This is a genomic window from Sphingopyxis sp., assembly GCF_035998905.1.
In the GTDB taxonomy this organism is placed as follows: Bacteria; Pseudomonadota; Alphaproteobacteria; order Sphingomonadales; family Sphingomonadaceae; genus Sphingopyxis.
Genome location: NZ_DASYHG010000006.1, coordinates 1 through 24860, shown reverse-complemented (window position 1 = coordinate 24860; position 24860 = coordinate 1). Strand labels below are relative to the sequence as shown.

Here is a 24860-nt window from a genome sequence, read left to right as displayed (position 1 = left end):
GCTGTGGTGAGCAAAACGCATGTCTGCCAATGAACCTGTTCCCGGCTTGGCCGCATGCCTTACGGATCGGGAAATGGAAGTCCTTCGCCTGTTGGTCGCCGGGCATACCGTCAAGACCATCGCCGCGCGTCTGGGCCGCTCGGAAACCTCGATCAACGAGCGCCTGCGCGCTGCCCGCCGCAAGACGGGGGTCGGCAGCAGCCGCGAACTGGCGCGCCTATTGGACGTCCAAAAAACTTGTGACGAAAATATCGATCTTTCGGAACAGCGCGCCAGCGTGAACGATTGGGCGCACACCGCAACCGTCGGGGTTCGCGGGTCGAAAGGAATGATCGTCATGCTCATCGCAATACCCATGGCCGCCGCTGGACTGATGTTCGCCGCCGCTCCGTCTACCGATCGGGCTGGAACACCGGACGCCGTTTATAGCGCCGCATCCAAGCCATTGCCGCTGGTCGGAAGCTGGTCGCTGGACGCGTCGCAGATGCCGGAAAAGGAACGGCCTCAACGGGTCATGATGACCTTTCGTCCATCGCAGGACGGAAAATGGACAACGCGCGTGGAAGTCATAGGGCCGGACGGCTCCAGCAAGTATTCGGAATCGACTGCCGCTCTCGATGGCGTCCCCGTGCCGATCACCGGCAATATGGATTTCATCGACAGTGTTGCCTTGCGTCAGCCGGCGCCGGACACCTTGGTCATGACGCTTGGAAAGGCAGGCGCCCGGGTGTCGACGCGGGTCTATACCGTCGCCAAGGATCTGAAATCCATGACTGAAACGATCGTCTGGTCCGCCGACAGTCGTCAGAAACTGGAAACGACGCATTTCAATCGAACTGATTGATCGCGGGTAAGTTTCCACCGCCGGCATCGCGCGGCACCAACAAAGCAATCAGCCCTGACGCGCCGCGCGTCCTACAAAGGTTGCGGATTGCGCGCGCGCCGATAACAGCCTCCCACTTCGGCCCCCGGCTTGCCCCGGGGGTCGCCTTGTCCATATCGCCGTCGTCACTCTCCTTTGAAGGCGGCGAAGCTGCCGCCTCGACCCGCGCCCTCGGTAAAGCGTTTAGCCCCCGCCGCCGCGCCTTCGCGCAAGGGAGCAACCCCGGCGTGCGCTTCGTGTGACAGCGCGCCTTCGATATCGAAATCCCATTGTCTATAGGCGCTGAGCCGGTCGCTATTCATGCAGATTTGAGGGAAGGCGGCGATCTGCTTCGCCAATTCCACGGCGGCGGCCAGCGCTTCTCCATCGGCGACGACCCGGTCGGCGAGGCCGATGCGCTGGGCCTCGTCGGCGGCAACGGGGCGGCCGGTCAGGATCATGTCGAGTGCGCGGCCTTGCCCGACGATGCGCGGCAGGCGCACGGTGCCGCCGTCGATCAGCGGCACACCCCAGCGGCGGCAATAGACCCCGAACACCGCGCTGGCCGCAGCAACGCGCAGGTCGCACCAGAGTGCGAGTTCGAGCCCGCCGGCGACGGCATGGCCCTCGACCGCAGCGATCACGGGTTTTTCGAGCAACATTCGTGTCGGCCCCATCGGTCCCGGCCCGTCGGGGTCGTAACGCGAACCGCCCACGGCATTGAGGTCGAAACCCGCACAGAAATGGCCCTCGCTACCCGTCAGGATCGCGACGCGCGCGTCGGTATCGGCGGCAAAAGCGGCGAAGGCGTCGCGCAGGGCGAGGGCGGTTTCGGGATCGACCGCGTTGCGGCGCGCGGGGCGATCGATGGTGACGATGGTGACCGGGCCATCTTTCGCGACAATGACGCTCATCCGGCTTCCTCCTCTTTTCGTGCAGCGTGGCGCGACACGGGGGGACTTGCAAGCGGCGGGCGCGCTTCCTACATAGGAGTCATGCGGGCCGGGCCCCTCTGGCGTCGGCGGGATATTTCCCGCCACGTGATGTCGGACCGCATCGGGTGACTCCGATGCTCTGGCCCATCTCCCCTCTACCCCCGGGACCGGCATCGGCGTCACCTGCTTGATTTATCAATCAGGAGGCCTTTTATGACGCTCAATCCTAACCTTTACCGCCTGACCGTGCTGCATCGCCAGCTCGATGAAGCCGAACGCCGCGAAGTGCGACGGCGCGGCGCCGATCCGTTTCGCCTGCTGCGCCTGAAAACGCTGAAGCTGGCGGTCAAAAAGCGGCTCGCGGCGCTGACGGCGCGGCCAGCGCTGCGCCCGGCATTCGGGCACTAAATCCCATATAATCGACGACCGGGAGCGCTGCCTTTGTGAAGGCGGCGCGCTCGGCATATCCAGGGAATATCGACATGGAATTTCTGTTCGCCGACTGGCTGGGAACCCCAGCCTGGTTCTGGCTTGCCTTCCTTACGCTCGTCATCGCGCTCACCGCGTTCGACCTTGGCGTGCTCAACAAGGAAAACAAGGAGATGGGGATCGGGGAGAGCCTGAAGCTCTCTTTGCTCTACATCGGTATCGCGACCGCTTTCGGCGCGTGGGTCTGGGCCGCGAAGGGCGGCGAGGCGGGTCTCCAATATTACACCGGCTTCTTCATCGAGAAGGCGCTGTCGATCGACAATATCTTCGTCATCTCGCTGATCTTCACGACCTTCGCGATCCCGCCGCGCTACCAGTATCGCGCACTTTTGTGGGGCATCGTCGCGGTCATCGTGCTGCGCGGCATCATGATCGCGGGCGGCGCGGCGCTGGTCACCGAATATGGCTGGCTGCTCTATATCTTCGCGGCTTTCCTGATCTTTACAGGCGTGAAGATGCTGTTCACCAGCGAACAGCCGATGGACGTTGCGGGCAATCCGGTCGTCAAATGGCTGTCGCGCCGGATGCCGATCACGAACGAGCTGCACGGCGAAAAGTTCTTCGTCCGCGTGCCCGATACAAAGACCGGCAAGATCGTGCTCGCGGCAACGCCGCTGTTCCTCGCGCTCGTCGTGATCAACCTTGCCGACCTTGTGTTCGCGGTCGACAGCGTGCCGGCGATTTTCGCGATCACCACCGATACCTTCATCGTCTATACGTCGAACATCATGGCGATCCTTGGCCTGCGCGCGCTCTATTTCGCGCTGTCGGCGATGGTGCACCGTTTCCATTACCTGAAATATGCGCTTGCGCTGGTGCTGGTGTTCATCGGGTCGAAGATCTTCGTGGCCGATTTCGTGCTCGGCGGCGCGAAATTCCCGCCGCTCGTCAGCCTTGGCGTCACGGTGGCGCTGATCGCGGGCGGCGTCATCTGGTCGCTCGTCAAGACGCGCGAAGAGGAGGTCGCGAAGCCCTGACGAAAATGTCCGCCGGAGGCCTTGAGGGCTTCCGACGGACAGGCTTTCCTCCCCAGGAAAGCTCGGGAGGCGCGGGGCGGGTCGCTGACCCCGCGCCAAGAGGGGTGACGCGGGGGCTGCAACATTTCCCCCGCGTCGAACTCGTGTCAGGGGGCGAACTGGTTCCCCCTGCGGCCGTCAGGCCGCAAACTGGTTCATCGTATTGTCCTTGCCCGCGGCCTTGAGGGCCGCTTCGCCGGCGAAATATTCCTTGTGATCGTCGCCGATGTCGCTTCCGCTCATATTCTGGTGCTTCACGCAGGCGATGCCCTGACGGATTTCCTTGCGCTGGACGCCCTTGACGTAACCGAGCATTGCTTCGTCGCCGAAATATTCCTTCGCGAGATTGTCGGTCGACAGCGACGCGGTGTGATAGGTCGGCAGCGTGATCAGGTGGTGGAAGATGCCCGCCCGCTTCGCCGCGTCGCGCTGGAAGGTGCGGATGCGATTGTCGGCCTCGGCGCCGAGTTCGGTGTCGTCATAATCGACGCTCATCAGCTTGGCGCGGTCATAGGCGCTGACGTCCTTGCCGTCCTTTTCCCAGGCGTCGAACACCTGCTGGCGGAAGTTCAGCGTCCAGTTGAAGCTCGGCGAATTGTTATAGGCGAGCTTCGCATTGGGGACGACTTCGCGGATGCGGTCGACCATGCCGGCGATCTGTTCGATGTGCGGCTTTTCGGTCTCGATCCACAAGAGGTCGGCGCCGTTCTGCAGTGAAGCGATGCAATCCATGACGCAGCGATCCTCGCCGGTTCCGGCGCGGAACTGATAGAGGTTCGAAGGCAGGCGCTTCGGGCGCATCAGCTTGCCGTCGCGGTTGATCAGGACGTCGCCGGGGTTGCCCGCGCCTTCGACCTCTTCGCAATCGAGATAGCTGTTATACTGGTCGCCAAGGTCGCCGGGTTCCTTCGAGAAGGCGATCTGCTTGGTCAGGCCCGCGCCGAGGCTGTCGGTGCGCGTCACGATGATGCCGTCCTCGACGCCGAGTTCCATGAAGGCGTAGCGGCAGGCGCGGATCTTCGCGATGAAGTCCTCGTGCGGCACGGTGACCTTGCCGTCCTGATGGCCGCACTGCTTTTCGTCCGAGACCTGGTTTTCGATCTGCAGCGCGCAGGCGCCGGCCTCGATCATCTTCTTGGCGAGCAAGTACGTCGCCTCGGCATTGCCAAAGCCCGCGTCGATGTCGGCGATGATCGGCACGACGTGCGTTTCATGATTGTCGATCGCGGCCTGGACCTGCTTCGCCTTGAGTTCGTCGCCCTCGGCGCGCGCGGCGTCGAGGTCGCGGAACAGCATGCCAAGCTCGCGGGCGTCAGCCTGACGCAGGAAGGTATAGATTTCCTCGATCAGCGCCGGAACGCTGGTCTTTTCGTGCATCGACTGGTCGGGCAGCGGACCGAATTCGCTGCGCAGCGCCGCGACCATCCAGCCCGAGAGATAGATGTAGCGGCCCTTGACGGTGCCGAAATGCTTCTTGATCGAGATCATCTTCTGCTGCGCGATGAAGCCGTGCCAGCAGCCGAGCGACTGGGTGTAGTTCGCGGGATCGGCGTCATAGGCGGCCATGTCGGCGCGCATGATACGCGCGGTGTAGCGCGCGACGTCGAGGCCGGTCTTGAACTTGTTCTGGGCGCGCATGCGGGCGATGCTTTCACCGCTGATGCCGTCCCACGTGCCGTCGTAATCGCGGATGAGGCGGCCTGCCTGTGCCATGTCTTCCTGATAGCCCATCGTCTTGTCCTTGGCTCGGCCCCGGCTGGGGCGTGGAGAGGTGATGGGGTCAAATTGACGCCGGACGCGCCGAAAGTGAAAAGCTTTGTCAATAATATTTGTGAAATATGGCTGATAGGTGTAAATCAGCGTGTAAATCAGTAAAGAAAGTTACAAACTATGGCGGAGCGGCGGGTGTTTGCGGGGCCGGCGGTGCGCAAGGTGCGGCGCGAGGCGGCGATGACGCAGGCGGCGATGGCCGAGGCGCTCGACATTTCGCCAAGCTACCTCAACCTGATCGAGCATGGCCAGCGTCCCTTGTCGGCCACGGTGATTGTCCGGCTCGCCGAACGTTTCGGGTTCGACGCGGCGAAGCTCGGCGCCGACGAAGTCCCCGGCGGGCTGGCGGGGCTGCGGCGGCGGCTCGCCGATCCGCGCTTCGCCGACCTCGGAATCGGCGCGCAGGAGGTCGAAGAATGGTTGCAGAGCGCACCGGCGACGGCGGCGGCGTTCGCGCGGCTGTTCGATGCCGCGCCCGAAGCGCGCGCCGAAGGCGAGGGCGACGCGCCCGAAGTGGCCGCCGTGCGCCGCGCGATCGAGAAATGGCGCAACCATTTCCCCGACCTCGACGCGCGCGCCGAGGAACTCGCCGACGAGTTGCGGCTCGCGGGCGGCGACCTGTACGGAACGATTTCGGAACGGCTGCGCACGCGGCACCAGCTCGGTATCCGTATCTTGCCGAGCGACGTCATGCCCGACCGGCTGCGCTGGCTGGACTGGCATGCGCGGCAATTGATGCTCAACGAGCTGCTGCGGCCCGCGTCGCGGACCTTCCAGGCGGCTGCAACGCTGGCACAGGTGGAGGCGAAGGGCGAAATCGACGCGCTCGTTGCCGGGGCGGAGTTTGCCGAGCCCGCCGCCGCGCGCCTGTTCGAGCGGCACCTGGTCCATTATTTCGCCGCGGCACTGATGATGCCGTACAGCCGTTTCCTGCGCGCCTGCGATGCGACGGGGTATGACCTGTTGCTGCTTCAGCGCCGGTTCGGGGCGGGGTATGAGCAGGTTGCACACCGGCTAACGACGCTCCAGCGCGTCGGCGCGCGCGGGTTACCCTTTTTCATGCTGCGCATCGACCGCGCGGGGCAGGGCAGCAAGCGCTACGCCGGGGCAAGCCAGTCGCCGCTCGTCGACGGCGATGCGCGCTGTCCGCTGTGGGGCGTGCACGAAGCCTTCGCGCGGCCCGGCGAAGTCGTAGCCGACCTCGTCGAGCTGGAAGACGGATCGCGCTGGTTCACCCAGTCGCGCTCGGTCGCGGCCCCCGGCGCGACGGGCAGCGGCACGCCCGCGCGCTTCGCCGTGTGCGTCGGGGTCGATGCCAAGGTCGCGGCGCCGCTGATCGCGGCGCGCGGGATCGACCTGATGCGCAGCCCGGCGACCCCGATCGGACTCGGCTGCCGGCGCTGCACGCGCACCGGCTGCGTCCAGCGGTCGATGCCGCCGCTCGGCCGCCCGCTGCGGTTTCGCGAAGGCGAACGCGGGGTGAGCGCATTCGATTTTGCGGGCGATTAATCTTCGAAGCCCGGCGCATTGCTTAAGCTGGCGCCCGTCGTGCCGTATTGGGAAGGGTGCGGTGATCGACCGTGACGGGACCGGGAATGCTTGTTCGAATAGAAGCCGAAGACGTCGAGATCGGGATGTTCATCCACGCCTTCGAAGGGTCGTGGTTCGATCATCCGTTCTGGCGGAGCTATTTCCGCGTCGAGACGCACGAACAATTGCGCCGGATCCGCAATTCGGGAATCGACGGGCTGGTGATCGATGCCGCGCGCGGGTTGGCGCCGCGCGCCGATCGGCAGGCTGACGGCGATCCGGCGAAGACGCGGCGCGCGCCGTCACGCGCATCGGAAAAGGCGTGGGGCGACGCAATGTCGTTTCGCTCGACCCCGACCTTTGCACCGCCCCAGCCGCCGCCGCGCGACAAGCCGCGCCGCCGCCGCGGCCATGCTACCGAATGCCGCCGCGCCAAGAAGATGATCGAACGGACGCGCGAGGCCGTTGTCGACATGTTCGAAGCGGCGCGCCTGGGCCGCGCGGTCGAGGTGCGGCGCATGGTCACGCTGGCGCGTTCGATCGGGGCCTCGATCGAGCGCGATTCAAAGGCGCTGATCAACCTCGTCCGGCTCAAGGACAAGGACGAATATACCTATCTCCACTCGGTCGCGGTCTGTGCGCTGATGATCAACTTTGCACGCCACCTCGAACTCGATCCGCAGGAGGTCGAGGATATGGGCGTCGCCGGCCTGCTGCACGACGTCGGCAAGGTCGCGATTTCGGACGAGATATTGAACAAGCCCGGCGCGCTGTCGAAAGGCGAAATGCGGTCGGTGCGATCGCATCCGGTAGCTGGCCATCGCCTGCTCGCGAGTTCGCCCGGCGCGCCCGACATCGCGCTCGAACTGTGCCTGCGTCACCATGAAAAGATCGACGGCACCGGCTATCCCGATGGCCTCGCGGGCGAGGCGCTGTCGCTCGCCGCGCGCATGGGCGCGATCTGCGACGTCTATGACGCCGTGACGTCGAACCGGCCGTACAAGGACGCGTGGACGCCGTGTGAAGCGCTGACCCGGATGAGCCAGTGGGCGGGGCATTTCGACCCAGTGCTGCTCGACCGCTTTGCCGACAGCCTCGGCATTTTTCCCGCCGGGACGCTGGTCCGGCTGTCGACGGGGGAATTGGGCGTCGTCATCGGCAGCGCCGACGACGCGCCGGAGAATGTCGTCGTGCGGGCCTTTTTCGATTGCGAGGCGCTGGCCGAAATCACGCCGGTCGACCGCACCATCGCACCGGCAATGGAACATCCGCGGATCGTGGCGCGCGACAGCCCGACCTTCTGGCGCTTTGCCGACTGGGATGCGCTGCGCGTCCGTATCATGAGCGGCGGCGCCGCACCCGCAGCGGGGCAGGGCGACACGCAACCGATCGGCCCGCGCGGCGCCGATCGATAGGCACCGCAGCGGACCGCGCGGGGCGCGCCGCCCGTCCTTTCGCCATCAGGCCTTTTGTGCAGCCGCCCAGCGGTCGATCACCGATTCGAGCACCGAAATCGGCATCGCGCCCGCCGAGAGCGCGGTATCGTGGAAGCCGCGGATATCGAATTTGTCGCCAAGCGCGGCCTTCGCCTTTTCGCGGATCGCGACCCAGCGTGTCTGCCCGACCATATAGCTCGTCGCCTGGCCCGGCCACACGCAATAGCGCTCGATTTCGGTGACGTTCGATCCTTCGGGGGTGCCGAGCGCGTCGTTATAATAGGCGATCGCCTTCTCGCGGCTCCAGCGATAATGGTGGAGGCCGGTGTCGACGACGAGGCGCGCGGCGCGGAACATATAGGATTGCAGATAGCCGAGCTGGCCCCACGGATCGTTCGCATAGACGCCCATCTCGTCGGCGAGCTGTTCGGCATAGAGCCCCCAGCCTTCGGTATAGACCGAATAGGCGGGCAGGCGGCGGAGGCGCGGAATGCCCTCGGCCTCCTGCGCGAGCGCGATCTGGTGGTGATGGCCGGGCGTCGCTTCGTGATAGGTCAGCGTCGGCAGCGTCCATGACGGGTTTTCGGCGGTATCGCGCAGGTTGATATAATAAGCGCCGGGGCGCGAGCCATCGAGCGCGGGGATCTGGTAATAGCCGCCGGGCGCGCCGGCCTCGATCTCCGGCGGCACGCGGCGGATGTCGCATTTTGCCTTGGGCAAACGCCCAAAGGCTTCGGGCAGGCGGCGCTGCATTTCCTGTATCTGTTCGTTCAATTTGGCGATCAGGTCGGCCTTGCCCTTGTCGGTGTTGGGATAAAGGAAGCGCGGGTCCTTGCCGAGTTCGCGCATCCGCTGCGCGACGGTACCCTTGGTCATGCCCTGTTTCCTGAAAATCGCATCGGCGCGCGCGGTCAGCGCGGCCATGCGATCGAGCCCGAGCTGGTGCACCTCCTCGGCCGACATTCCCGTCGTCGTCGCGAAGCGCAGCGCATAGGCGTAATATTCGTCGCCCTTCGGCAGGCGCCACAAGCCGGCGTCGTGCGTCGCGCGCGGGCGCACGGCGGTGAGTTCGGCCGCCTGACGCTGCATCGCGGGATATATCCTGCCCTCGACAAGTCCGGCGCAACGCTTCGCCCAATCGCCCGGGATGTCGGCGGTCTTGGTCTTGAGATTGGTGGTCAGGATATTCGCGTCGGGCAGGGGCGCCATGATGCTTTTGAAGAGGGTGAGCGTGCGGTCGACGACGAAATCGGGCGGGATGACCCCTGCGGCATGGTCGGCCTTGATGCGGTCGGTTTCATTGTCGAGCTGGACCGCGAAATCGGCGCAGCGCGCAAGATACGCCTCGGCATCGGCGGCGTTCGCGATGCTGTGCTGATTGACGAGGAAATCGGGGATCGAGCGATAGGACCCGCTGAGTTGCGTGACCGGATGCGGTTCAGGCCAGCTGTGAAGTCCATAGGAGAAGGTATCGTAAGCCTTGACATAATCTTCCCACGGCCCGCGGAAAGTCTCGTAATTGACGAGATCCATGCCCGACAGCTTTTTCGTATCGATCGTCTTCAGTTCGCGAAGACCGGTGCGATAGAGGTCGTGCCCGCGCTTGATGCCGGCGGGCGAGCGGTCGGCGAGCTTTGCCTTGGCGGCGGCGCGGTCGCCCTTGTCGGCGCCGAGCGAGGTCGCGAATTCGGGGTCCTGATCGAGCAGCATGTCATAGATGCGCTCGTAGATCGCGGTCAGCCGCGCGCCTTCGCTGTCGGGAGCGGCCGCGAGCGCGGCGCGCGCAGGCGAGCGGACGGCGCCAAGCATCGACGAGGCCGCGGCGGCGGCAAGCAGGGTGCGACGGTCGAACATATTGCGATCTCCGGAAAAATTGTCGGCTGCGGGCAGTCGCCCACACATAGGTGTCTTGTTATAGCAACTCACCGCCCGCGCAAGGGGGTTCAGCCGGGATGCGCTATTCGCGCGCCTTGGCGGCCAGTCGGACGTCCTGCGACCGGTCGAGCGGCATCACCAATATGTCGTCGCCGTCGACGATCACCGCGATATTTTCCATGCCGATGACCGACACGCGTTTGTCGCCCGCGCGGACCAGATTGCCGCGGCTGTCGTGCAGGAAGGCGTCGCCGGCGATAACGTTGCCGTCGGCGTCCTTTTCGCCCAGCGCGTGGAGGGTGTGCCAGCTGCCGAGGTCGGACCAGCCCATCGATGCGGGCACGACCGCGACGCGATCGTCCTTTTCCATCACGGCATAGTCGATCGAATCGGAGGGCGCGCGTTCGAATTCGATCGCGTCGGCGTAGAGGGCATCGCCATCGCGCATTCCCGCGGCGACGGCGCGGTCGGCTGCCTCGAAAATCGCGCGGCAGTGCGTCAGCATCGCATCGCGCATCCGCGCCGCGCGGAACAGGAATATCCCTGCATTCCAGCTATACCCGCCCGCTGCAAGCATCGCTTCGGCGTCGGCGAGCGGCGGCTTTTCGATGAAACGGTCGACCGCAAAGCCGTATTCGCCCAACGGCCCGCCGCCGGCGATGTAGCCGAACCCCGTTTCGGGGCGGTCGGGCGTGATGCCGAAGGTGACGAGCCAATCCTGCTGCGCGAGGCGCGCGCCCTTGGCGATCGCGGCGTGGAAGGCCGGGACGTCGGCGATCACATGGTCGCTGGGCATCACGAGCAGCAGCGTGTCGGCGTCGGCGGACGCGACCGCGAGCGCGATCGCCGCGGCGGTGTTGCGCGGCATCGGCTCGACGAGCAGCGACGCTTCGCTTGTGTCCATCTGGTCGCGTACCGCCGCGACATGGCCGTCGCCGCACAGCACGATCGGCGGCAGGAAATCGGCGCCCGCGGGGGTCCGCTCGACGGTTTGCCGGAACAGGCTTTTCGTACCCGTCAACGGCAGGAACTGCTTGGCGCGGGTGCCGCGCGATTCGGGCCACAGGCGGGTGCCGGCGCCGCCGCAGAGGATTACGGGCTGGATCATCAACGTCATGAAATCGGGTCTATCGTCTCGGATGCCGCGGGTCATCCCCCCTTGGTGCGATGGCAAGTGTAAAATTAACCGACAGTTGACGCCTCGGCTGTAGTATCGGGTGCGCGAAAGGTTCCCATGTTTCGGCTTTTTAAACATTATGTTCCGCACGCCGTGGTCTGGCTGGCGCTGATCGAGTTTCTGGCGCTGCTCGCGTCGGCGGAGGGCGCGTGGCACCTCTATGCGCACCAGGCGGGTTTCGACGCGGGCCCGCTGGGCGAACGCTGGCTGCCTCTCGCGACCTTTGCGCTCGCCAATTCGCTCGCGATGATGGCGACGGGCATGTACGGGAACGAGGGACTGCGTTCGATGCGCTTCGCGACCGCGCGGCTGCTCGCCGCGATCTCGCTCGGCGTGATTTTCCTGTCGGTGCTCGGCTTCCTGCTGCCGACCGCGACGCTGTGGCGCGCCAACAGCCTTTATGCGATGATCTTCGCGATCGGCACGCTGTTCGTCATCCGGCTCGCGCTGACCCAGTCGGCGGGGACCGAGGCGTTCCGCCGCCGCATCCTCGTGCTCGGCGCCGGGCCGCGCGCCGCGCGCCTCGCGGCGCTGGCCGACGCGCCGGGAAGCGGGCTCGAAATGGTCGGCTTTGTCGCCATGAGTGCGAACGAGAAGACGGTGCCTGGGGCGATCCCGCGCGAGGCGATCGACAATCTGTCCGACCATGTCGTGATGCTGCGCGCGGGCGAAGTGGTGCTGGCGCTCGAGGAACGGCGCAACGCGCTGCCGCTGAACGACCTGCTCCGCGTCAAGACGACGGGGGTGCATGTCAACGATATCGCGAGCTTCATCGAGCGCGAGACAGGGCGCGTCGACCTTGCGACGACGAACCCCAGCGGATTGATCTTTTCCGACGGATTCTCGGCGGGGCAGCGGATTTCGAAAGTCGGCAAGCGGTTGTTCGACATCCTCGCCAGCCTGATCGTGCTGATCGTCGGCCTGCCGCTGGTGGTCATCGCAGGGATTGCGGTCGTCCTCGACAGCCGCGGGCCGGTCTTTTACCGCCAGCCGCGCGTCGGGCTGTTCGGCGAGCCCTACGACATCTTCAAGATCCGCTCGATGCGCACCGATGCCGAGGCCGCGGGCAAGGCGGTGTGGGCGAGCGAGAACGACCCGCGCGTCACCCGCGTCGGCCGTATCATCCGCAAGCTGCGCATCGACGAACTGCCGCAGACCTGGTGCGTGCTGAAGGGCGACATGAGCTTTGTCGGCCCGCGGCCCGAACGGCCGAGCTTCGTCGAGGAACTCGAACAGAAGCTGCCCTATTATGCCGAGCGGCACATGGTGAAACCCGGCCTGACCGGGTGGGCGCAGATCAATTATCCCTATGGCGCGTCGGTCGAGGATGCGCGCGTGAAGCTCGAATATGACCTCTATTATGCGAAGAATTATTCGCCCTTCCTCGACCTGTTGATCCTGCTCCAGACGGTGCGCGTCGTGTTGTGGCCGGACGGGGCCCGCTGACCATGGTCGCCGGGCTGTCGCAGATATTGTCGGGGCTCGCGCTGGCGGGTTTTGCCGGCGTGGCGCTGTGGCTGCTGATGCGTCCGCGCGCGCGCATGACGGCGTTGATGCCCGCACCGCGCCTCCTGATTGCGGCGGCCGCGGCGACCGCGCTATGGTGCGCAGCGGGAGCGGTCTTCGCGCCAGGATCGTCGCAATCGCTGGTCGCACAGGCGCTGCGCGACCTCGCGATGCTCGGCTGGCTGGGTGCGGCCTTCGGGCCGTCGCGCGGGCCGATGTCGCGGCCGCTACGCCTGATCCTGAAGATGCTGGCGACGATCTGCGTGCTGACGCTGTTGCTCGGGACCGCGGCGCACCTGCGCGCGGGCGCCGCAGCGGAGCCGTGGATGGCGCCGACGCTGACCTTTGCCGCCATGATCGTCGCGGTCGGGGGGCTGCTGATCATCGACGGCGGGGTTCGCCATGCCGGCGCCGGTCAGCGGATGCCGGTGATGGCGGTCGCGGGCGGCTTCGCGATGCTGTGGGCGTATGAACTCAACGCGCAGCTGATCGGCGCGCTGACCGGCGAGACGGCCTCGACGCTGATCGCGCTGCTGCCAGCGGTCGCGCTGCTTACCCTGCCGACCTATGTCCTCGCGGCGCTCGATATCGGGCGCGAGCGGATGCGCCTGTCGCGGACCGCGGCGATGCGCACGCTGATCCTGCTCGGCGCCGCCGCCTATCTGGTGCTGATCGGGCTGACCGGTGCCGTCGCGCGGATGTTCGGCGGCGACTATGCCGAACTGGCGCAAGCGATCTCGCTCGCGGTCGCGCTTGGCGCGGGCGGGCTGCTCCTCGCCTCGGCGCGGTCGCGCGCGTGGCTGTCGGTGATGATTTCCAAACATTTCTTCGAGCACCGCTATGACTATCGCGCCGAATGGATGCGCTTCACCGCCACGCTGGGGCAGGGCGGGGGTGAGGATGACCGCAACCTCTATCGCCGCGTCGCCAAGGCGCTCGCCGAACTGACCGGCAGCCCCGGCGCGCTGTTGATGCTTCCCGGCGCGTCGGGAGGCTTTCGTATCGCCGAGCAATGGCACTGGCCCGCGGGGATCGAGGACAGCGCGACGCTGTCGCTGCGTTCGGCCTTCATGCTTCAGGAGACGCGCCATATCGTCGATCTCGACGCCGAGCGCCGCGGGCAGGGGAACGAAGACCTTGCGATCCCCGACTGGCTGATCGCCGATACGCGCGCGTGGGTCGTCGTACCGGTGCTGCATTTCCAGCGGATGATCGCGATCGTCGTGCTGCACCGGCCCGCGGTATCGCGCGCGCTCGACTGGGAAGACCTCGACGTGCTGCGCATCGCGGGGCAGCAGGCGGCAAGCTACCTCGCTGAATCGCAGAGCCAGCAGGCGCTTTCGGAGGCGCGGCGGTTCGACGAGTTCAACCGCCGCTTCGCCTTCATCATGCACGACATCAAGAATCTGGCGAGCCAGCTCAGCCTGCTCGCGCGCAACGCCGAACGCCACGCCGACAAGCCCGACTTTCGCGCCGACATGGTCGAAACGCTGAAAATTTCGGCGGGGCGGCTCAGCGACCTGCTCGTCCGCCTGTCGCCGCGCGAGCGTGGGCCGGCGGCCGAGGCCGGGCGGACGCTGATCGAACCGGTTCTGAATGAAATTGCTGTCGAGGCACGGCCGCGCCGCTCGCTTTTCGTCGGCTGCCAGGCGGGCCTGTCGGCATGGGCCGACGCCGCGTCGATCCGGCAGGTCGTCCAGCACCTTGTCGCCAACGCGATCGATGCGTCGGCACCCGAGACGCCGGTGCAGGTCGTTGCGGTCGCCGAACAGGGGCGCGTGCGTATCGACGTGATCGACCAGGGCAGCGGCATGACGCGCGACTTCATCCGCGACGAGCTGTTCAAGCCGTTCGTGTCGACGAAGGAATCGGGATTTGGTCTCGGCGCCTTTGAAGCCTTGCAGGTCGCGCAGGCGATGGGCGGCACGATCGAGGTGGCGAGCGAACCGGGGAAGGGCAGCGATTTCACGCTGTGGCTGCCGCTCGCCGATGCGCATGGCGACGCCGGGATCGACGCACGGGTAATGAAAGTGGCTTCGAAATGAGCGAGAGTGGGGGGACTGTCCGCAAGCTGCTGGTGGTCGAAGACGACCCGGGCCTGCAGACGCAGCTCAAATGGGCGTATGAGGATTATGCGGTGCTGATCGCGGGCGACCACGACAGCGCGATCGAGCTGCTGCGCGCCGAGGAGCCCGAGGTGGTGACGCTCGACCTTGGCCTGCCGCCCGACCCCGACGGCACGCGCGAGGGGTTTCGGACGCTCAAGACGATCCTCGAGATCAAACCCGACACGAAGGTCATCGTCGTGTCGGGCCACGGCGAGCGCGCGAGCGCACTGGCGGCAATCGCAAACGGGGCGTGGGATTTCTATCAGAAGCCGATCGATATCGACGAGCTGGGGCTGATCGTGCGCCGCGCCTTCCATGTCCGCGAGCTGGAGGTCGAGAATGCGCGGCTGGCGAGCCAGGGCAGCGGCGACAACCGCGTGCTCGGCGGCATGATCACCGGCGCGCCCGAGATGCAGAAGGTCTCACGCACGATCGAACGCGTCGCGAACCTCGATGTCAGTGTGATGCTGCTGGGCGCGAGCGGCACCGGCAAGGAATTGCTCGCGCGCGGATTGCACGAGGCGAGTGGGCGGCGCGACGGCGCGTTCGTCGCGATCAACTGTGCGGCGATCCCCGAAAATCTGCTCGAAAGCGAATTGTTCGGGCATGAGAAGGGGGCGTTCACCGGTGCGGTGAAGACGACCGAGGGCAAGATCGAGCTTGCGCACGGCGGCACGCTTTTCCTCGACGAGGTCGGCGACATCCCGCTGCCGCTCCAGGTCAAGCTGCTGCGCTTCCTGCAGGAACGCACGATCGAGCGCATCGGCGGGCGCAAGGCGATTGCGGTCGATACGCGGATCGTCTGCGCGACGCACCGCGACCTCGACGCGATGATCGCCGATCAGAGTTTTCGCGACGATCTTTATTACCGCCTCGCCGAGATGGTCGTGAAAATCCCGTCGCTCGCCGAGCGGCCGGGCGATGCAGTGCTGCTCGCGCGCCATTTCCTCCACCAATATGCGCCCGAGATGAACCCCGGCGTGCGCGGCTTTGCACCCGATGCGTTGCAGGCGATCGACGAGGGGCGCTGGCCGGGCAATGTCCGCGAGCTTGAAAACCGCATCAAGCGCGCCGTTATCATGGCCGACGGCAAGCTGGTGATGCGCGAGGATCTCGATATGGCGGGCGACGGTGTCGATAGCGAGGAGGCGTGGCTCAACCTGCGCAGCGCGCGCGAAGCCGCCGACCGCGTCGCGATCCGCCGCGCGATGACGCAGAGCGAGGGCAATATCTCCGCCGCCGCGAAGCTGCTCGGGATCAGCCGTCCGACGCTGTACGACCTGCTCAAGCAATATCGGATGCACGCCTGAATGGATTGGCGCCGCTTCTGGGCCGGCGCGCCGCTCGTTGCGGCGCTGCTGCTGGGGGCGTGCAGCGAAGGGGCCTCTACGGCGCCGCGTCACGCGCTCGAACAGCGTCGCTCGGCGTTGCAGGACGCGATCGCCGACGACCCGCAATCGATCGTGCGGCGCGTCGAACTCGCGCGCGTCGCGATCGCGCTGGGTGACGGCGTCGGCGCCGAAGCGGCGGTGAAAGCGGCGCTGGGTGCCGGCGCGAAGGAAGCGGCGCTACGCCCGTTGCTCGCGCGCGCCTATGCGATGCAGGGCGACAGCTCCCGCGCACTCCAGACCATCGACGGCGGACCGATCATTCCCGAGATGATCGGCGAAGCGGCGTGGGTCGCGGGCGACGTCCACCTCGGCAATGGCGATCTGGCCGCGGCGCGCGATGCCTATGACCGTGCGGTGCAGGAACTGCCGCGAAACGCCGCGCTGTGGGTCAGTGTCGCGCGCTTTCGCGACGCCAACGCCGACACGCGCGGCGCGCGCGACGCGGCGGACTATGCGATCGAACTCGACAAGGCGAACAGCCCGGCGCTGGCGTTCAAGGCCAATCTGGTGCGGACGGAGGAGGGCCTTCCGGCCTCGCTCGGCTGGTACGACAAGGCGCTTGCTGCCGACCCCGACAATGCCGACGCGCTGATCGAGCAGGCGGCGACGCTGGGGGATCTCGGCCGCTATCGCGACATGCTGAGCGCGCTGCGCCACGCCGCGACGATCGTCCCGCGCGATCCGCGGATCCACTATCTGCAAGCGGTGCTGGCTGCGCGCGCGGGCAATTACCGGCTCGCGCGCAGCCTGTTGCAGCGCACGCGCGGCGAACTCGACGAACAGCCGTCATTCATGCTGCTGAGCGCGGTCGTCGAGTTCGAGCTGGGCGGCGAGGCGGTCGCGGCGACCTGGGCCGACCGGCTGATCGCCGAACAGCCGGACAATTTCACCGCTCGCCGGATCCTTGCCGCCGCCGACTGGGCCGGCGGCGATGCCGACGGCGCGTCGGAAGCGCTGGCACCCATCGTGTCGCGCCCCGACGCCGACAGCTGGTCGTTGCTGCTCGCGGCGCGCGTCGCCGCCGAACTGGGGCGCCGGGTCGAATCGGCGGACTATCTGGGGCGCGCGGCGACACTCGCGCGGGGCGAAGCCGTCCCCTTTGCCGCCGACAATGATTACGGGCTGTTGACGATGGCAGCCGACGCCGAACCACTGAACCCGGCCGCGGTGATCCCCGCGATTTCGGCTGACCTGTCGAGCGGAAACAGCGCCCGCGCCATCGCGCGCGCATCGCGGATTCGCGATGCGAACCGCGGCGTCGCTGACGCACATATCCTGCTGGGCGATGCAGCGCTCGCGGGCGGGCAGTTCGACCTCGCCATCCGGTCTTATCGTGCCGCCCGCGCGCTCGATGCGGGCGAGCGGACGACGCTTCGGCTCGCCAATGCGCTATACCGCGCCGGCGATATTGCCGGCTCGGGCGCGGCGATCCTCGCGCTGCGCGACAGCCAGCCATCGAGCGTCGCCGCCGACCGGCTGGCGGGGCATCTTGCGATGGATATCGAGCATTGGGACGATGCGATCGCGCATTTCGAGCGCGTCCGCAGCCGGATCGGCGATCGCGATGTCGTCGTCCTGCGCGAACTCGCGCGGGCGTGGGCGGCGAAGGGTGACGATGCGCGCGCGCTGCGGTTGATCGATCGCGCCTATCGGCTGCAACCACTCAATGCCGCAATCATGGAATTTTACGCCGGCCTGCTCGCGCACCGCGGCAACCGGCAGGCCGCGGCAGACTTGCGCGACAAGGCCGCGCAGATCGGGCGTTAAGCTTCGGTCAGATCGAGCAGCGCGCGCGCGTCGAGGCCGATGCGGCCCATCTGCTGTGCGACCGGGGGCCAGACATTCGCAAGGAAATCGGCGCGCATCAGGTCGCGCAGCCGTTCGGTCGCGCCCTCGGCGACGAACATGCCGACGCCGCGCTTGACCGTGACCAGTCCTTCGTCCTGGAAAGTCTGGTACGCTTTCGCCACCGTCAGCGGGTTGGCGCCTTCCTCCGCGGCGAGCGAGCGCACTGAAGGCAGCATGTCGCCGTCGCTGAACTGGCCATCGAGGATCGCGTTCGCGATGACATCGCGCAGGCGCTGGTACACGGGTTTGGACTGATCGAGCATGCCGCTTTAATGCCATAAGACAGCAGCACAGTCAAATTAGGATTGTTACAAAGCGTTGCTGCTATGCGTAACTAAATTTCCCAAGCGCGAACAGCATCATCATATTCGGGGCGTGGGCGCTCGTCGAGGTCCCGCGACGCGGTGCCGAGGAAGAAATAGCCGACAATTTTGTCGCCGTCGCCCGCGCCGAACGCTGCGGCGACATCGGGGCTGAACGCCGCCCAACCGGTGAGCCAGCTCGCGACGAACCCGTGCGCATGCGCGGCGTGAAGCAGGTTCATACCGACCGCACCCGCAGACATCTGCTGTTCCCAGACAGGAATCTTGACGCCGGGTACCGGGGTCGAGACGAGCACGAGCAGGGTGGGGGCCTGATGCGCGAACTGGTCGAGCGCCGACAGGTCCATGCCGGCGGCGCCGGGATTTTCCGCGACCCATGCTTTTTTCAGCAGCGCGGCGAAGGCGTCGCGCTGCCCGTCGGCGATCGTCACGATCCGCCAAGGGGCGAGCTTGCCATGGTCGGGGGTGCGCAGCGCGAGCGCGATGATGTCACGAAGCTGTGCGGCATCGGGGCCGGGCGCGATCATGTCGCGCGCCTTGCCCGAGCGGCGGGTGGCGAGATGGGCGAGGAGCGAGGAGGTGTCGTTGAACATGGTGCGCCATGTGGCGTTTCGCGTCACTTTGTGCAAGTGTTGCGAACGGTTCGCAACAGTTTTTGGCCCGTCCGAAGCGGTTTCACGCGCAATTAGATTCTTCCCATACGCAATTTTGACGCTAGTGTTACGGCCATCTGCCTCGCTTACGGGGCCTATAACCATATCCAGGGAAGGGTCGCCATGACCAAAGCCTATGCCCAGCACGGGGATGCCGCCGGGACGTTTCTCGGCCACCCGAAGGGCCTTTTTGTCCTGTTTTTCGCCGAAATGTGGGAGCGATTCTCCTATTATGGGATGCGCGCACTCCTGATTTTCTACCTGACCAAGCACTGGCTGTTTTCGGACGGGGAATCGGGCGTCATTTACGGTGCCTATACCGCGCTCGTCTACATCACCCCGGTGCTCGGCGGCTATCTCGCCGACCGCTGGCTGGGGCAGCGAAAAGCGGTCACTTACGGCGCCATCTTGCTGACATTCGGCCATTTCATCATGGGGTTCGAAGGCGACGGCGGACAGGATCCGGCCAGCCTCAACATCTTCTGGCTTGCGCTTGCCTTCATCATCGTCGGCTCGGGCTTCCTGAAGGCGAACATCTCGGTGATCGTCGGCCAGCTCTACCCGCGCACCGACGTGCGCCGCGACGGTGCCTACACGATCTTCTATATGGGGATTAACCTCGGCGCGTTCCTCGGTTCGCTGCTCTGCGGCTATCTCGGCGAAGTCTATGGCTGGTCCTATGGCTTCGGCGCCGCGGGCTTCGGCATGCTGCTCGGCCTGATCGTCTTCATCTGGGGCAAGCCCCTGTTGCTCGGCCGCGGCGAGCCGGAGGATCCGGCGAAACTGGCGGCGCCCGTGATGGGCATCAAGTTCGAATGGCTGCTCTACATCGTCGGCCTCCTCGCCGTCGGCGTGTGCTGGTGGATGGTGCAGAACCAGGCGCTGGTCGGGACCTTGCTCGGCGTCGCGGGCGCCTTGCTCGTCGCCTATGTGATCTTCACCGCCGTCGTGAAACTGCCCTCGCAGGACCGCGACCGCATCTTCGCCGCGATGTTCCTGATCCTCGGTTCGATCCTCTTCTGGGCCCTGTTCGAACAGGCAGGCTCGTCGCTCAACCTCTTTGCCGACCGCTATGTCGATCGCGCGGGCGTGCCGGCGTCGGTTTTCCAGTCGCTCAACGCAGGTTACATCGTCCTCTTCGCACCGCTCTTCGCGGCGCTTTGGACCTGGCTCGGCCGCCGCGGGTGGGAACCTTCGGCGCCCGCCAAGTTCGGCCTTGCGATGCTCCAGCTCGGGCTCGGTTTCTTCGTGCTCAAATGGGGCGCCGAAGCCGCGGGCATGGAAAATGCGACGCCCGTGCTGTTCATCTTCCTGATCTACCTGCTCCACACGACCGGCGAGCTTTGCCTGTCGCCGGTGGGCCTCAGCGCCATGAACCGCCTTGCGCCCGCGCATATGGCGTCGCTGATCATGGGCACCTGGTTCTTCGCATCGGCGACGGGCAATTTCGCCGCGGGCCTGATCGCGGCGGCGACGGGCTCGGAGAAGGCGAGCGGCGAGGGCGCCGGCAAGGCGCTCGTGCTCGACGTCTACCAGACGATCGGCCTCTGGGCGGTCGGCTTCGGCATCCTCGTGATCGTCGTCTCGCCGCTGATCAAGAAGCTGATGCACCTCGACTCGCTGCGCGATGCAGAGGATCTGGCTGGTCAGAAGGAACTCGCCGAGCCGCAGGCGGCTGGCGTTCATCCCGAACCCAAAGGGGCGTAATCGATGATCCGGGGTGTGAAGGGCAGCCTGCTGGCTGCGGTATCGCTGGCGCTCGTCGGTTGTGCGGCGAGCAAGGGAGAGACGGCCTCGGCGGGCGACAAGCCCGCCGCGAGCGCCGAGAAGCCGGTGAAGTTCAACAAGGATCCCTATCCGTCGACCTACAAGCCCTATGCGGGGCAGGTCACGGCGGTCCGCAATGTCACCATCTTCGACGGTGAGGGTGGGCGGATCGACAACGGGACCGTGCTGCTCGCGAACGGCAAGGTCGAGGCCGTCGGTGGTCCCGATACGCCGATCCCGGCGGACATCGCGGTCTATGACGGCACCGGCAAGTTCCTGACCCCCGGCATCATCGACATCCACAGCCATCTTGGCGACTATCCGTCGCCCAGCGTTGACGCGCATTCGGACGGTAATGAGGCGACCTCGCCGACCACCCCCGAAGTCTGGTCGGAGCATAGCGTCTGGCCGCAGGACCCGGGGTTCAGCCGCGCGCTGGCGAATGGCGGCGTGACCGCACTCCAGATCCTGCCGGGGAGCGCGAACCTGATGGGCGGGCGCTCGATCACGCTCAAGAATGTGCCCTCGCGCACCGTGCAGGGGATGAAATTCCCCGGTGCGCCCTATGGCCTGAAAATGGCGTGCGGCGAAAATCCGAAGCGCGTTTACGGCGGCAAGGGCCGCGCGCCCTCGACGCGCATGGGCAATTTCGCGGTCAACCGCGCGACCTGGCAGAAGGCCGCAGCGTACAAGAAGAAGATGGACGACGGGAAAGCCGTCGACCGCGACCTCGCGATGGAAACGCTCGCGGGTGTGCTGTCGGGTGAAATCCTCGTCCACAACCATTGCTATCGCGCCGACGAAATGGCGCTCGTCATCGATATGTCGAAGGAGTTCGGCTATAAGGTGTCGACCTTCCACCACGCGGTCGAAGCGTACAAGATCGCCGACATCCTTCAGAAGGAAGGCATCTGCTCGGCGATGTGGGCCGACTGGTGGGGCTTCAAGATGGAAGCCTATGACAGCGTCAACGAGAATATCCCGCTCGTCTACAAGGCGGGTGCGTGCACCATCGTCCACTCGGACGACGCGAACCAGATCCAGCGGCTCAACCAGGAAGCCGCGAAGGCGCGCGCCGCGGGGCGCCGCATCGGCATCGACGTCAGCGACGAGATGGCATGGACATGGCTGTCGTATAACCCGGCGAAGGCGCTGGGTATCGCCGACAAGACCGGCAGCCTGAAGCCGGGCAAGATGGCCGACGTCGTGCTGTGGAACGGCAATCCGTTCAGCGCCTATACGCGCCCGGAAAAGGTCTGGATCGATGGCGCGCTGATGTTCGACGCGAACGATCCGAAACGGCGTCCGGTGAGCGATTTCGAACTCGGCCAGCCGGGCGAAGGAGACGTGAAATGATCCGCGCACTCCTTCTTTCCGCTGCAGCCATCATTGCAGCTCCCGCCGCTGCGCAGGATATCGCGATCGTCAATGCCAAGCTCGTCATCGGCGATGGCAGCGCGCCGATCGACGGCGGCACCGTCTTCGTGCGCGGCGGCAAAGTCGTCGCGGCAGGCGCGGGTGTTGCGGTGCCCGCAGGCGTCGAGCGCGTCGATGCGCAAGGGCGTTATGTGACCCCGGGCATCGTCGCGGCGTTCAGCCGCGTCGGGCTGACCGAAGTCGACGCCGTCACCGGCACCAACGACCGGTCGGCGCCGCGCACGCGCTTTTCGGCGGGTCTCGATATCGCGCCCGCGCTCAATCCGATGGGATCGCCCGTCGCGGTGAACCGCGCATCGGGCGTGACGCGCGCGATCGTCGCGCCGAGCGGCAGCAGCAATTTGTTCGCGGGCCAAGGCGCGGTCGTCGACCTTGCCGACGACATGGACATGGTGACGCGCCCGCGCGCGCTCCAATATGTCGCGTTCGGCGAGGATGGATCGGCCAAGGCGGGGGGGAGCCGCGCGGCGACCTTCCTGTTGTTCCGTGAACAATTGCTCGCGGCGCGCAGCTATGCCCGCAACCCCGCGACGCTCGCCGAATGGGGCAATGACGCGATGATCCAGCGCGCCGACGCCGATGCGCTGGTGCGCGTGATCGACGGCACGACGCCGCTGTTCGTGCGCGTCGACCGCGCCGCCGACATCGTCAATGTGCTGAAGCTGCGGCAGGACTTCCCCGCGCTCAAGCTCGTGCTCGTCGGGGTGACCGAAGGCTGGCTCGTCGCGCGCGAGATCGCGGCGGCAAAGGTGCCGGTGCTCGTCTCGCCGCTCACCGACCTGCCGTCGAACTTCGAACAGCTTGGCGCGACGCAGTCGAACGCGGGACGGCTCAAGACTGCTGGCGTCGATGTGTCTGTCGGCGTGTTCGACGACGATGACGCGCACAAGATGGGTTACGCGACGCAATATGCCGGCAACCTTGTCGGCTTGGCACGCGTGCCCGGCGCGAGCGGGATGACGTGGGATCAGGCCTTCGCATCGATCAGCAGCGTTCCCGCGCGCGCGGTCGGCATGGAAGGCAGCATCGGTTCGCTGCGTCCGGGCCGCGTCGGTGACGTCGTGATCTGGGACAATGACCCGCTCGAACTCGGCAGCCGCCCGACCGCGATCTGGATCGACGGCAAGGCGCAGTCGCTGACGACGCGGCAGGACCGCCTGCGCGATCGGTATCGGGCGCCGCAGGAAGGCGCGTTGCCCAAGGCTTACGACCGCTAAGGATCGGGCGGGCGCTTCGGCGCCTGCCCGCTTCACTGCTCATGTTGACACTGTTACCTTTGTAGCGGATGGTGCCGGCACGATGCCGCGAGTCGTCCGCCATCGGGGCGGTCGGCGGCGGGAAATTCGCTCGATGAGGGGATTGGCCGTGCAACCGATATCGCTTTTGATCACCACCTGCGTCCTGTTTGTCGGCTCGCATCTCATTCTGTCGCATCCGCTTCGGGACGGGCTTGCGGGGCGGATGGGGGAGCGCGGGTTCCAGATCGTCTACTCGGTCGTCGCGATCGCTACGTTCATCATGGTTGTGCAGGCGTGGCGCGGGATGCCGCCCGAACCGCCCATATGGTCGGTCGGCGACGGGCTGTGGGGCCTCGCATCGCTGCTCGTGCTGTTCGCGAGCATCCTCTTCATGGGATCGCTGATCGGCAATCCCGCACTGCCCGCGCCGCATGCCGCACGGGATGCGGCCGCCGCGCCGCGCGGGGTCTTTGCGATCACGCGGCACCCGATGATGTGGGGCTTCACCCTGTGGGCGGCCGCGCATGTCATCGTGATGCCAACGCCGGGACAGATCATCCTGTCCGCCACGATCATCTTCCTCGCGCTCGTCGGATCGGCGGGACAGGATGTGAAGAAGGCGCGGCTGATGGGCGAGGCATGGCGTGGCTGGGCGGCGCGGACCAGCTTCGTGCCGTTCGCGCGGCAGGTTGGCAACGGCGCGCCGTGGGCCGATACCATCCCGCGGCCGCATGCCTTGTTCGGCGGGATTATGCTATGGCTTGCCGCGACCTGGGCGCACGGCGCGCTCGGATATATGGTCGCAGGCATCTGGCGCTGGGTGGGATAGGATTGGAATGAACGCGAGCACGCACCTCAATGACCTGTCGCTGCGGCTTCTCGGCCGCGCCTTCGACGACCTCGATCCCGAAGAATCGCGTGTGGTCGAGGCGATCGCCCAGCGCGCGCCGAGCAGCCGCGATGCCGCCGATATCGAGGACGCGCAGGCGAGCACGGGTGACCGGCTTGCCGACAGGGTTGCGGCGGTCGGCGGTTCGTGGGGCTTCATCATCGTCTTTGCGCTGGTGCTGCTCGGCTGGATGCTGCTCAATTCGGAGATACTTCAGCGTTTCGGGCTGGCGTTCGATCCCTATCCCTTCATCTTCCTCAACCTGATGCTCTCCACGCTCGCCGCGGTGCAGGCGCCGATCATCATGATGAGCCAGAACCGGCAGGCGGCGAAGGACCGGCTGACCGCGAGTGTCGACTACGAGATCAACCTGCGCGCCGAACTGGAGATCATGCGGCTGCATGAGAAGCTGGACCAGATGCGCATTCATGAGTTGGCGGAGAAGGTCGACGCGTTGTGCGAGCGGATGGATACGAAGGGTTAGTTCGTCGGACGACGGAGGGTGGCTTTGGGGTGAGGAGCGGATGTTCTCCACTTTCGTCATCCCCGCGAAAGCGGGGACCCAGAGCGCGCGTGGGCTTACTCCACACTGGGTTCCCGCTTTCGCGGG

Annotated in this window: 20 protein-coding genes; 14 read left to right on the top strand and 6 right to left on the bottom strand. The window is 66.1% G+C overall.

The genetic code is table 11. The features are described 5' to 3' along the window. Window positions 1-19 precede the first annotated feature (19 nt). Window positions 20-844: a helix-turn-helix transcriptional regulator gene (locus tag VGN62_RS00810; RefSeq protein ID WP_327450205.1), complete on the top strand. Its 825-nt coding sequence runs from the start codon at window positions 20-22 to the stop codon at window positions 842-844. Between the two features lie 164 nt (window positions 845-1008). Here the strand turns inward: VGN62_RS00810 and VGN62_RS00805 are convergent, their stop codons facing one another. Then, the gene (locus tag VGN62_RS00805; protein ID WP_327450203.1) at window positions 1009-1776 is read right to left on the bottom strand and encodes a crotonase/enoyl-CoA hydratase family protein; all 768 of its coding nucleotides are present in this window, start codon (window positions 1774-1776) and stop codon (window positions 1009-1011) included. A gap of 234 nt (window positions 1777-2010) precedes the next feature. Here VGN62_RS00805 and VGN62_RS00800 point away from each other — a divergent pair, with 234 nt between their 5' ends. Together VGN62_RS00800 and VGN62_RS00795 are read left to right on the top strand one after the other, a co-directional pair. Further along, window positions 2011-2205 (top strand): hypothetical protein, encoded by a 195-nt coding sequence (locus VGN62_RS00800; protein WP_327450201.1) that lies wholly within the window; start codon window positions 2011-2013, stop codon window positions 2203-2205. A 74-nt stretch (window positions 2206-2279) separates the two neighbouring features. After that, window positions 2280-3263, top strand: a complete 984-nt coding sequence (locus VGN62_RS00795; RefSeq protein ID WP_327450199.1) for a TerC family protein — start codon at window positions 2280-2282, stop codon at window positions 3261-3263. Window positions 3264-3440: 177 nt separating this feature from the next. Here VGN62_RS00795 and VGN62_RS00790 read toward each other — a convergent pair whose 3' ends face one another. Next, the gene (locus VGN62_RS00790) at window positions 3441-5033 is read right to left on the bottom strand and encodes an isocitrate lyase (protein ID WP_327450198.1); all 1593 of its coding nucleotides are present in this window, start codon (window positions 5031-5033) and stop codon (window positions 3441-3443) included. Window positions 5034-5192: 159 nt separating this feature from the next. Here VGN62_RS00790 and VGN62_RS00785 point away from each other — a divergent pair, with 159 nt between their 5' ends. Together VGN62_RS00785 and VGN62_RS00780 are read left to right on the top strand one after the other, a co-directional pair. After that, the gene (locus VGN62_RS00785; protein ID WP_327450196.1) at window positions 5193-6581 is read left to right on the top strand and encodes a helix-turn-helix domain-containing protein; all 1389 of its coding nucleotides are present in this window, start codon (window positions 5193-5195) and stop codon (window positions 6579-6581) included. An 86-nt stretch (window positions 6582-6667) separates the two neighbouring features. Continuing rightward, on the top strand, window positions 6668-8017 hold the full coding sequence (locus tag VGN62_RS00780; RefSeq protein ID WP_327450194.1) for an HD-GYP domain-containing protein: 1350 nt from the start codon (window positions 6668-6670) through the stop codon (window positions 8015-8017). A gap of 45 nt (window positions 8018-8062) precedes the next feature. Here VGN62_RS00780 and VGN62_RS00775 read toward each other — a convergent pair whose 3' ends face one another. Both VGN62_RS00775 and VGN62_RS00770 read right to left on the bottom strand, forming a co-directional pair. Beyond that, entirely contained in the window at window positions 8063-9892 is a 1830-nt protein-coding gene (locus tag VGN62_RS00775) for a DUF885 domain-containing protein (protein ID WP_327450192.1), read from the bottom strand. A gap of 103 nt (window positions 9893-9995) precedes the next feature. Next, window positions 9996-11030, bottom strand: a complete 1035-nt coding sequence (locus VGN62_RS00770; RefSeq protein WP_327450190.1) for a mannose-1-phosphate guanylyltransferase — start codon at window positions 11028-11030, stop codon at window positions 9996-9998. Between the two features lie 117 nt (window positions 11031-11147). Here VGN62_RS00770 and VGN62_RS00765 point away from each other — a divergent pair, with 117 nt between their 5' ends. The 4 genes from VGN62_RS00765 to VGN62_RS00750 are packed head-to-tail and all read left to right on the top strand — an operon-like array spanning window position 11148 to window position 17862. Then, a complete protein-coding gene (locus VGN62_RS00765) occupies window positions 11148-12536 on the top strand; it encodes a TIGR03013 family XrtA/PEP-CTERM system glycosyltransferase (protein WP_327450188.1) in 1389 nt (462 codons plus the stop codon). Continuing rightward, entirely contained in the window at window positions 12515-14641 is a 2127-nt protein-coding gene (prsK, locus tag VGN62_RS00760) for an XrtA/PEP-CTERM system histidine kinase PrsK (protein WP_327450186.1), read from the top strand. The genes VGN62_RS00765 and prsK overlap by 22 nt, the downstream gene beginning before the upstream one ends. Continuing rightward, on the top strand, window positions 14638-16014 hold the full coding sequence (gene prsR, locus VGN62_RS00755; protein WP_327450184.1) for a PEP-CTERM-box response regulator transcription factor: 1377 nt from the start codon (window positions 14638-14640) through the stop codon (window positions 16012-16014). The genes prsK and prsR overlap by 4 nt, the downstream gene beginning before the upstream one ends. Further along, the gene (locus VGN62_RS00750) at window positions 16015-17862 is read left to right on the top strand and encodes a tetratricopeptide repeat protein (protein WP_327450182.1); all 1848 of its coding nucleotides are present in this window, start codon (window positions 16015-16017) and stop codon (window positions 17860-17862) included. Here the strand turns inward: VGN62_RS00750 and VGN62_RS00745 are convergent. After that, window positions 17859-18206, bottom strand: a complete 348-nt coding sequence (locus tag VGN62_RS00745; RefSeq protein ID WP_327450180.1) for a GntR family transcriptional regulator — start codon at window positions 18204-18206, stop codon at window positions 17859-17861. The genes VGN62_RS00750 and VGN62_RS00745 overlap by 4 nt on opposite strands. Before the next feature lie 71 nt (window positions 18207-18277). Continuing rightward, on the bottom strand, window positions 18278-18859 hold the full coding sequence (locus VGN62_RS00740) for a nitroreductase (protein ID WP_327450178.1): 582 nt from the start codon (window positions 18857-18859) through the stop codon (window positions 18278-18280). 183 nt (window positions 18860-19042) lie between these two features. Here VGN62_RS00740 and VGN62_RS00735 point away from each other — a divergent pair, with 183 nt between their 5' ends. The 5 genes from VGN62_RS00735 (at window position 19043) to VGN62_RS00715 (ending at window position 24734) form a co-directional block, all read left to right on the top strand. Then, the gene (locus VGN62_RS00735; protein WP_327450176.1) at window positions 19043-20626 is read left to right on the top strand and encodes a peptide MFS transporter; all 1584 of its coding nucleotides are present in this window, start codon (window positions 19043-19045) and stop codon (window positions 20624-20626) included. A gap of 3 nt (window positions 20627-20629) precedes the next feature. Continuing rightward, the gene (locus tag VGN62_RS00730) at window positions 20630-22042 is read left to right on the top strand and encodes an amidohydrolase (RefSeq protein ID WP_327450174.1); all 1413 of its coding nucleotides are present in this window, start codon (window positions 20630-20632) and stop codon (window positions 22040-22042) included. Then, window positions 22039-23340 carry an amidohydrolase family protein gene (locus VGN62_RS00725; protein WP_327450172.1) on the top strand — a complete coding sequence of 434 codons (1302 nt, stop codon included), beginning with the start codon at window positions 22039-22041 and terminating at the stop codon, window positions 23338-23340. Before VGN62_RS00730 ends, VGN62_RS00725 begins: the two co-directional genes overlap by 4 nt. Before the next feature lie 148 nt (window positions 23341-23488). Beyond that, on the top strand, window positions 23489-24190 hold the full coding sequence (locus tag VGN62_RS00720) for an NnrU family protein (RefSeq protein ID WP_327450170.1): 702 nt from the start codon (window positions 23489-23491) through the stop codon (window positions 24188-24190). Window positions 24191-24197: 7 nt separating this feature from the next. Then, on the top strand, window positions 24198-24734 hold the full coding sequence (locus VGN62_RS00715) for a DUF1003 domain-containing protein (protein ID WP_327450168.1): 537 nt from the start codon (window positions 24198-24200) through the stop codon (window positions 24732-24734). Window positions 24735-24860 lie beyond the last annotated feature (126 nt).